Source organism: Aeromonas sp. 62-46 (genome assembly GCF_001898585.1).
In the GTDB taxonomy this organism is placed as follows: Bacteria; Pseudomonadota; Gammaproteobacteria; order Enterobacterales; family Aeromonadaceae; genus Aeromonas; species Aeromonas caviae.
In genome coordinates this window covers 1-9,238 of record NZ_MKUI01000043.1, presented here as the reverse complement: position 1 = coordinate 9,238, position 9,238 = coordinate 1, and the positions used below count along the sequence as shown (strand labels likewise).

At 56.8% G+C, this 9,238-nt stretch carries 5 protein-coding genes and 2 pseudogenes; 1 reads left to right on the top strand and 6 read right to left on the bottom strand.

Annotation, left to right across the window (positions count from 1 at the left end; all coding sequences use genetic code 11):
• Positions 1 to 94 (top strand): annotated as a pseudogene (locus BGO64_RS13565) (IS5-like element ISAs34 family transposase); the annotation flags it as partial.
• Positions 95 to 258: 164 nt separating this feature from the next.
• Here BGO64_RS13565 and BGO64_RS20825 read toward each other — a convergent pair.
• The 6 genes and pseudogenes from BGO64_RS20825 to BGO64_RS13540 form a co-directional block, all read right to left on the bottom strand.
• Positions 259 to 648, bottom strand: coding sequence for an Imm50 family immunity protein (locus BGO64_RS20825; protein WP_353743886.1), 390 nt, complete (start codon positions 646 to 648; stop codon positions 259 to 261).
• Between the two features lie 367 nt (positions 649 to 1,015).
• On the bottom strand, positions 1,016 to 1,291 hold the full coding sequence (locus BGO64_RS13560; RefSeq protein WP_021465604.1) for a hypothetical protein: 276 nt from the start codon (positions 1,289 to 1,291) through the stop codon (positions 1,016 to 1,018).
• A complete protein-coding gene (locus BGO64_RS13555) occupies positions 1,291 to 6,123 on the bottom strand; it encodes a polymorphic toxin type 46 domain-containing protein (RefSeq protein ID WP_286700839.1) in 4,833 nt (1,610 codons plus the stop codon). The genes BGO64_RS13560 and BGO64_RS13555 overlap by 1 nt, the downstream gene beginning before the upstream one ends.
• Positions 6,120 to 6,848 carry a DUF4123 domain-containing protein gene (locus tag BGO64_RS13550; RefSeq protein ID WP_286700838.1) on the bottom strand — a complete coding sequence of 243 codons (729 nt, stop codon included), beginning with the start codon at positions 6,846 to 6,848 and terminating at the stop codon, positions 6,120 to 6,122. The genes BGO64_RS13555 and BGO64_RS13550 overlap by 4 nt, the downstream gene beginning before the upstream one ends.
• Positions 6,838 to 8,883: a type VI secretion system Vgr family protein gene (locus BGO64_RS13545; RefSeq protein WP_286700837.1), complete on the bottom strand. Its 2,046-nt coding sequence runs from the start codon at positions 8,881 to 8,883 to the stop codon at positions 6,838 to 6,840. Before BGO64_RS13545 ends, BGO64_RS13550 begins: the two co-directional genes overlap by 11 nt.
• Positions 8,884 to 9,166: 283 nt before the next feature.
• A pseudogene (locus BGO64_RS13540) lies at positions 9,167 to 9,238 on the bottom strand (type VI secretion system tube protein Hcp); the annotation flags it as partial.

The window sequence follows — 9,238 nt, the reverse complement described above, 5'->3', positions numbered from 1 at the left end:
AAAGCTGGCAGGAAGTTTTGCTGCTTTTATCAAGCAGGCTTTCTGCCTTCGTTACTTACGGGAACGATTAGTGGACAGAAAACCAGCATTTTGAGAACACAGCCTAGCCCTGCTGGGCGGCTTGACTTACTTGTTGATCGTTTAGTGATGATATTGGCGAAGAACAGCCAGATATAAGAATCACACCAACGGTTAACTCACCCCATTCAAAATAATGTTGCCAAAATATTACAAGCCATTACAAATGAACATTGTTTTTTAACTTTGACATGATGTATATACTGAAGGCCCTGTCACATGGACAATCTTACATTCAAAATTAAAATTCACTATTTCAGAGGAGAAGGCAATTAAATAACATTCATTACGACGAGATATACTTAACGTACCATTACAAGAATGAAAGTCTCCACTCATACTAAACTGTGAAACAACATAGCATCCAAGCCCTATACGGCATCGGTTATAGTTCATACCCCATTTTACTGGTGCCTTGTCTGGTAGGTTATCGCTCAAATCAAAATCCAGCATTGCTTTCCCATCAATTAGCTCCAAGGAGAGGCTCATTAATGACACTTCTGATATTTCGGGGACAATTGAGTATACTCTGGACACGAGTTCACTCCCTGGAAGATCAGACCATCTCATACATCACCTCTTGACTCTGAAGTTATAATGTTCTTTTGTACCATCAACCTTCCCTGTTCTCTTATTTTAAATAGGGCGTTCATTGAAATGAGAACCTTGATTACCTTCAGTTTTATCAGAAACATGAGGGATGCAATAAAATAAAAAGATAAGGAAACTTCGTTAACCTAACTTTTACACATCCGAGGCATGATTGAACCAATAAAGACCCAGTCTAGTATCAGATGACAACCAGATCTATTTAGATTCATTAGATCATGTCCGATTACACTAGGCTAATCGAGCCTACGACTCTGCTTGGTATACAACCTCAACCATTCGAAGGCTCACCAAAAATCGCATGCACCACAACACTTACATTTTATCTTTATATTCTAGACAACCATAGTTCACATTGCTTTACGTAGTCATCTTTGTGAAACTTATGAGAAACAACCTTTTCCACCTCATCCCATCCTCCATTAGAATTCTCTGAATATAGGATCAACCATCCTTCCCTACCATCATTCTCAATTAGATAACTATCACCATTCTTTTTTAGCAAAGCGGTCCATGACAAAAAAAATTCTTTGAAATCTGTAAACTGCTCTAATAAAAAACGGTTTTTCAAAGCCATTTGTTGAAAATCATCTTTATTAATCATTATTCAATACCCTCTACAAATATATGTTTTTCTGTGGTAAAGAGCTGAGTGCCGCCACCAGAAGATGGCTGAGTCACACCTCTAACAGACCAAGTATCATCAATTGCCTTAGAGGTAGAACGAATCACTTTAGTTTTTTCATTAACTACATACTGTTTTTTCAGTTTAAGTTCCACTGTACCTTTAGCCCTATTCTCCCCCATCTTACCAATACCCAACTCTGATGGAGTCACACTGCTATGCATTGCATAGTAATTACCTTGTGGGGCACCTGGTGATTGATACTGATATACTTTTTTACCTCTATTGAGGGTTTCAATACGCACATCGTGACTGAAGTCAATTCCATTCAAATGACTAGGTATGCTTTCTTCGGCAAAACCCTGCCCCTTATAAAAGTCAAATGCAATTTTTTTCCTAGCCCTCTGATTTATGTCAGCATTGACCTCACCAGTACGGCCGAATTTATTATTCAGATATGCTCGTCTTGTAAGATCTTTATCTGAACCAGGACACTGTCCCGGCACATTACTTAACCCTAGCGGATCCACCCAGCCTGTAGGGTTGGGGGCATACTGGTAGTTATTGAGCCCACCGGCCAAGCCTATCGGGTCAGGGGTGATAAATCTACCCGTGCCGGGCTGGTAGTAGCGGTGGCGGTTGTAGTGAAGCCCCGTCTCGGCGTCAAAATACTGCCCCTGGAAACGCAAGGGCGTTGCCACCTCGGCAATTTCTTCCCGCCAGACATTACCATAGGCGCGATAGCGCACCTGCCAGGCGGTGGCCCCGCTTGTGCGGGTCAGTGCCAAGGGCGTGCCCAGGTGGTCAAGCTGGTAGTGGAATACCTCGGCCTTCTGCCCCTCCCCTTCCAGCTGTGCCAGGGGTTTGAAACTGCCGGGTTCATAGATAAAGCTGCGGTACTGCTCGTCAGTACGATGCTTGTCGTCCCCGAGCAGATAGCAGCTCTCGGCAATCAGGTTGTTGGCCTGCCACAGGAATTCAGTAACCTGCTCGCCTTTTGCACCCTTTACCGTCTTGCGAATGCGGCGACCAAAGGCATCGTAGTCATAACAGGCAGTGCTGCCATCGGGCAGTTCGGCCCTCACCAGCTGGTGCTGGCAGTCGTAGTGATAGCGGGTCACCAGTTGCTGGCCCTTGCCGCGCCGCTCCAGCGCCAATCGACCAAATTCGTCGTACTCGAAGTGGCGATCGCCACTCAACAGCAGCCGGTTACCCTGGGTGCGGGCCCCATCGAACTGACCACCCGAACGCTCACCCAGGAGGTTGCCGGCCGGATCATGCAAGAAGCGCTCGGTCAGCTCGCCCCGCACCTCCAGCAAGCGGTCCAGCGGATCGTAACGGTAGTGCTGCTCCCCCTGCACGCTGTCATCGATGCGCAGCAGGTTGCCTGTTCTGTCATAGCCATAGCGCCGCTCGCGGGCGACCTGCTTGCCCCGCTGCAAACGCAGTGCCGAGAGGCGCCCCTGCTCGTCATATTCGTACTGCTGGGTGAGCGCCCCTTGCTGCCTGCGCAGCTCAAGCCCACCCACCACCTGGTGGCGCGTGAGTTCGGCGCCGTTGAGATCAATGCCGCCAAGCGTGCCGTGCTGATAGTGATAGCCAAGCCGGTTGCCGTCAGGCAGTTGCCAGTGTGATAACCGTCCCATGGCATCGTATCGGAAATGGCTTGAGGCCCACCCCTGATGCTCGGCCACCAGATGACCGGCACCATCGTAGTCAAATGCCAGGGGCCAGGCACCGTCGTCGACCCGGATGAGCTGGCCATGGCCGTCATACTCGAAGGCGATCTCGCGACCATCTGGCAGGGACTTTTTCAGCAAGCGCCCCATGGGGTCGCGCTCATAGCGGGTGACCAGCTCGGTCTCCTGCTTGCCGAACTCCACTTTTTCGCTCAGGCGTCCGTTGAGATCATAACGGTAGGCGGTGGTGCGACCATCGAAGCCGGTTTCCCGTGCCACCAGCCCGTTGGGATGGTAATGGATACGATGCTGTTCACCATGCTCGTTCTCGATCTCGCTGAGAAAGAGCTTGGCGTTGTCGTAGCGGTATTTGAGCTCGCTGCCATCGGGGTTGATGCGCCGACTCACCAGATGCAGGCCGGGGTGATATTCGAAACGTGTCTCGCGACCCAACTCGTCCCACTGAGCCGTGACCTTGCCATAGGCGTTGTACTCATAGCGGCGAATGCCGCCCCCGGGCAGATGGACGGCACTGAGGCGATCTGCCGCGTCCCATTCATAGCGTGTGATTGCGCCACGCGGGTCTTGCCGCACGATCTGGCGGCCCCGCTCGTCATAGCGCCAGCGGCTTGTCCCGCCATCGACCCCTTTTTCTTCGATCAACTGGCCAAGGCGGTTCCACACCAGTTCGGTGCGGGTGCTGTCCGGGTGAACCACAGAGCACAGCTTGCCCTGAGGGGTATAGCCATAACGGGTTTCGTTCCCCAGGGGATCCCGCCTGGCAATCAGATCCCCTTGCGGATTGTGCTCAAAGCGCCATTCGCGCTCCCCCTGCACTACCTTGCGAACCCGGCCATCCCAGTAGTGATAGGCAGTCTGACTGCCGTCGGGAGCCACTTCGAGGGCCAACATCCCCTCTTCGTCGTAGTGATAATGGGTCTCGGCCCCCAGCGGATCACGGGCCAGTACTTTCTGACCCTTGCCGTTGTAGGCAAACTCGGTTATCGCTCCATCCGGATCCTGCTGGCGGACAAGACGTGCCTGGCTGTCGTGCTGATACACCTCCTGACTGCCATCGGCATTGAGTACCGTCACCTCGCCCTTGTCATCATCCCAGCCATAGGTGACATCAAAACCCGCCACATCGCTCCAGTGGCGGATGGCGCGGGCAGCCTTGCCTTCCCCTTCCCACTCCCAGAAGAAACCGGCACCGCCAGCCAGACGGCGCTCCACAATGACCCCATCATCACGATAGCGATAACGCTCGCCCTCCCCGGCCCCATTCTCGGCCGCTACCAGGTGACCATGGTCATCGTAGTGGTAGCGTTGCAGCGTGGCCTGGGGCTGCCAGGCAATGCCATCAAAGCGCTGCAACTCGAGCGCCATGATGTGGTCGCCCTCGTAAGCGAGACGAAGGGCCAGCCCAGCGTCATTTTCAACCCAGGCGGGGCGCCCTTGACGGTCCGAACGTACCGTCAGTCGATTGCCGTAGGGATCGGAAAAACCGGTCAGCCGCCCGATCTCGCCATGCCAAGTAAAATGCAGGAACGGCGAACCAGCCTTGGCCAGGATCACTTCATCAGCCTCGTCACCGAGGTAGACCGTCGCCTCCGACAGCAGATTGGTCACCATGGGTCTGGCGGCTGATGGCAACGGCAGTTCGGTTGCCAGGGACTCCTCATCCCACCAGGTCAGGGTATCGCCGTGACGTTCAAGTCGGTGCGCAAGGGCATGCGTCCAGCCAAGCCCCATGCCGCAGGATTGCGCGACGGCGGAGGTGCGATAGAGGCGCCCGAAGACAAAGGGAAGCAAGCCCGGCAGTTCGCCATCTTGTAGTGCCAGCAACTCTTCCCCCGTCACCATGGAGACCGGGCAGTTGTTCTTGCAGGTGCTGGCTTCCGGTTGATGGGGCCGGTTATTCGGGGTAACTGCCTGCTTGGAGGCATCAGGTGTCTTGTTCACCTGTTTGATCTCGGTGTGCCCCTGGAATCGGCGTTTGGCCGCCGTGCCTTTTTCCACCAGCGTGTTGGCATTGCCATCGACCAGCTTGAGATCCGCTTTTTTGGCCGGGCTCAACGGTGCAGCCCCGGTGATCAGCACCTTTTTCGCCTGCTGGGCGTGCTGGGCCAAATTGTGCTTTTTGGAGAGATCGACCAGGGAAGTGACCAGTCGCATGACCCGGTCACTGTTCTTGGCCATGGTGGCAGCCTTGGCACCATAGCGTGCAGCCAGGCCTGCCCCGCCGGTCAGCACCACCCCGATGATCACGTCAATCAGTACCGACGAAATCACCTGAGCACCAAACTCGGTCTGCTGATCCGGGGGCAACATCTTGACCCAGCACACCAGGGCATAGGCATAAAGATAAAGCAGCGCCTCATCTTGCAGTACCAGCATGGCAGCTTCCATCTGGGAGGCCCCGGCCTTGGCCATGGCCGCGGCGTCCACCCCGAACTCGGCCAGCTTTTTGGCATTGCCTACCGGATCGGCCAGCAGGTTGTAGATGGTTTTAAGATCGTCCCACACCCCGACCAGCGCCTTGCCGATACCGCTTGCCGCCGCCAGCGCATGGCTGCCAAACCCGCCACCAGTGCCACTGTAACGAGCCCACGCAGCCTTGTGCTCACTGTTCCACTCCTTGGTGAGCCAGGCCTCCAGGTCTTTTTGAACCGGGGCATAAGAGGCAAACAGCGTATCCAGGTCGCTCTTCTTCACATTGGGGTAGAAGGTCACCCGATAGGACTTGCCCGGGGTCAGCTTACCAACCTCGGCAATACCCTTGGCATCCAGGGTTCCCTCCTTGACTACCGCCTCGCTGACAAAACGTCCGCGCACCAGCTTCCCCGCCTCCACCTTGTACGGGGTATTGCCGATGGGAATAAACCTGACGGATTCGAACAGATGAACCAGCCGCAGCGTGCCGCTCAGCGGGCACTGCGTCACCACGGACTGCGCCTTCTTGCTGCCGGACGATGCCGTGATGGCCTTGTCGCCCACCTTGATGGTCTGCTCCATGTCCATGCTGAGCATGTCACCCAGGAAGAAACTCTCGGCATCCTTGCGATAGGCACTCAGGACGTTGCGATAATCGGCGATCACTTCGTTGAAGACGGCCTGGCCGACATTGCTCATGCTTGAACCTCATTGATCAGCGCCGCTTCCAGCGCCGGAAACAGATCGATATCGGGGGATGGATGACGGGAAACAAAGCGGGCGACCTTGCAGCGCAGGTTCGCCTCGGGAAACGCCCAGTAGAGCTGACCGTTGTGATCCGCCAACTGCTGCATCAGGTTGTTGATAAGAGGGGCGGGATCCTGTCTCGCCAAAGTCGCGGCAATGGCAGGGGGCAGCTCCCACCAGGGGAATGCGCGTGATGCTGCGGCTTCTGACGCAGCCCATTCGAAGCCGTCCCCCCCGACCCAGATCCCGTTCACTCCAGGCAGCAGGGCGGTGAAATCCTCTCCCAGCTGGACCAGAATGCGTTTCAGATACACGCCATCCCAGTAACGGAAGAAGACCGCCTCCCCCTGGTGCCAGATCTGGGTCAGCCCCTGCAGATGGGCATAGAGGGCATCGACAGGCTGCTCGCTCGCCACTATCCAACCCCAGTCGCTCGCCTCGGCGCCCTGCGCCCACTCGATAAAGGGGCTCTCCTTGTCGAGGGCCACCAGATAGGGCATGACGGGATGCCAGTCTTCATAGGGGGTGCCGAGATAGAGCCCGCGTGGCGTTTCGCGGCCATCGAGCTGGTAGTAGTGCTGCAAGGGAGCCGCATCGCTGGCCCCCGCCAGCACGGCATAAAGAGGGGCTGATTGCCTCTGTATCCACGCTTCCAGCGGTGTGCTCTCAAATCTCACAGCCACCCTCCTTGCATTTTTCACACTCTTCACAGAAAGGGGCGGCACTCTTCATGGTGGCCAGTTGGGCAGGCGTGAGCGGTACCTTGGATTTGGGGGGAACACTGACACCCAGAGGGCCCAATGGTGACTTGCCGCCCCATCCCGAGCCGGCACCCGGGCTGCCGCCCGAGTTCATCTTGATGGTGGGCCCCACCAGGGTGACGCCGCCGCCATCGACCCTGATGAAGCAGCCGCCCACCTTGACGGTAATGTCTGAGCCCGCCTCCAGCACCACCTTGGCACCGGCTTTGACGTGTACCTCCTGCCCCGCCTGGGTGAGCCAGCGCTGACCGAGTTTTTGATGCATGGAGGTGTCAACGCCGAGGGAATAGTCCCCCTTGATGTGCTCCCGTTTTTCACCGTTCACTGTGAGGTGATCATTGGCCTTGATGCGGGTCACCCGCTCATTGTCGATGTCCCTGTGTTCGTCGTGCTTGATGTGCCAGGCCGCATCGTTCTCGATAAGCGCGTTCAGGTCTTTCTGACCGTGGATGTAAATCTCTTCCTGTCCCGCCTGGTCTTCAAAGCGCAGCTCGTTGAAACCCTCCCCCTGGTGGGTCTCGGTGCGCAGCACGGTGCGGGTCTTGTTGGCCGGCAATTCGTAGGGCGGTCGGTTGGTGGCGTGATAGGTGCGACCGGTCACGATGGGTTGGTCGGGGTCCCCCTCCAGGAATGAGACGATAACTTCGTGGCCGATGCGCGGGATGGCCATCATGCCGTACTGACCGCCGGCCCAGCCCTGGGATACCCGCACCCAGCAGGAACTCTGGTCGTTGGAGCTGCCGTAGCGGTCCCACGGAAATTGCAGCTTCACCCGGCCGTGCTCATCGCAGTAAATCTCTTCCCCTTCAGGCCCCACCACCATGGCGATTTGCGGGCCGTCCACCATCGGCTTGTGAGGGGCCTCCGGGCTGCCGATGCGTGCCCGCCAAGTGGTGCTCGCTTTCACTACGCCAAATTCGTTGTGGTAGACGGTGGGGCCGCTGCCCCCCTCCTCTTCCAGCGCCTGCGGCTGCAAGCCGGTGTGCTGGATGCGCACCACTTGCCAGTCGGTGTTGAGGCTGCCGTTGGGGTGTTCGGTGAGTGCAAACGTCTGCCCCGGCTGCAAGGCGGCGCAGTTGGACTTAGCCTGGCCCGCCACCGCATCATTGCGCAGGGCATCGAGCCGGTGCTGGGCAAACGCCTTGCCGCTCGGGTCCTGCTTATAGCGGCCCGGGTAGTCAAAGTGCTGGTAGGTATCGCGCTGGTGTTCGAGCTCCGCCCCCACCTTCTTGTGGGAGAGGCCGTAAGCCGGCGTCTTGAAGCTGTAGTCTTTGAGCTCCACATCGCTCGGACGCACCGCCTCCCGATAGTGGAACTGACGGACATAGGGGCCCTGCTCCAGGGAGCGGTTGCCGAGGTTGAAGAAGAGCTCGGGGCCTTGAGTCAATGCTGCGGCATCGTCAGCAAACACGATGCGGTGCTTGCCCTGCTCGAATTCGTGGAAGTAGAACATCCCCTCTTCGGCGGCGAGGCGATTCACGAAATCGAGGTCGGTTTCCCGATACTGGACGCAGTACTCCCGCTTGGCGTGCTCGTTTTTCAGCGCAAAGGCATAGTCGGTGATGCCGTGCTCTTGCAAGAGGATACTGAGGATTTCATCGGGCTTCTGCGCCTGGAAGATGCGGGAGTTCTGGCGCAAAGAGAGTCGCCACAGGGCCGGCTGCACCATGAGCTGATAGCGGGTGCGGCGAAAGCCGCTGTCCCCTAGCGCGAAGTCACTGACCACCCCGCACACCCGACGCTGCAGCTCGCCGTTGTACCACACCAGCAGCTCGCACGGCTGGTCCAGCACGGCGCCAACGTCGATGTCGGGCTGGGCACTTGCCAGCTCCAGGCGCAGGTTGAATGGCCGGTTGAGCCCTTCATCCAATGCAAACTCGGCCACCACGAAGGTGCTCTCGGGCAGGGCCCCCACCTTGACGGTAAATTGTAATCCTGTGCTGTCTGCCATCGCTGCGCGCCCCTGAAATATCGTGCGGCCCCATCAGGTGGGGCACATCAAGCCGTGTGAGAGCTTCGCCATCGCCTGGATTTTTCTTTCACCATGGCTGCCGCACGCCCTTGACGGCGTGCGGCAAGACGTAAACTCGGATTTTTTCTTGCACCCGCTCACACCAGGCAAACGGACAGAAGAAAAAATGCGTGGGTTGAAAAATCGGAAATACAGTCTCCGGGCAGGTTGTCCTTGCAGAGACGATGAAAGGGCACCGCAAGCAGTGCCCTTTGGCTCGGAATTACGCTTCGATCGGCGCGCGCCAGTCATCCGCACCAGAGGTGCCGGCAACGGTGTGCTCCCAGTCGATCTT

What these genes read in the sequence shown, in the direction of transcription:
- BGO64_RS13560 (WP_021465604.1), bottom strand. Translation starts at nt 1,291, where the DNA reads ATGATTAATAAAGATGATTTTCAACAAATGGCTTTGAAAAACCGTTTT.
- BGO64_RS20825 (WP_353743886.1), bottom strand. Translation starts at nt 648, where the DNA reads ATGAGATGGTCTGATCTTCCAGGGAGTGAACTCGTGTCCAGAGTATAC.
- BGO64_RS13555 (WP_286700839.1), bottom strand. Translation starts at nt 6,123, where the DNA reads ATGAGCAATGTCGGCCAGGCCGTCTTCAACGAAGTGATCGCCGATTAT.
- BGO64_RS13545 (WP_286700837.1), bottom strand. Translation starts at nt 8,883, where the DNA reads ATGGCAGACAGCACAGGATTACAATTTACCGTCAAGGTGGGGGCCCTG.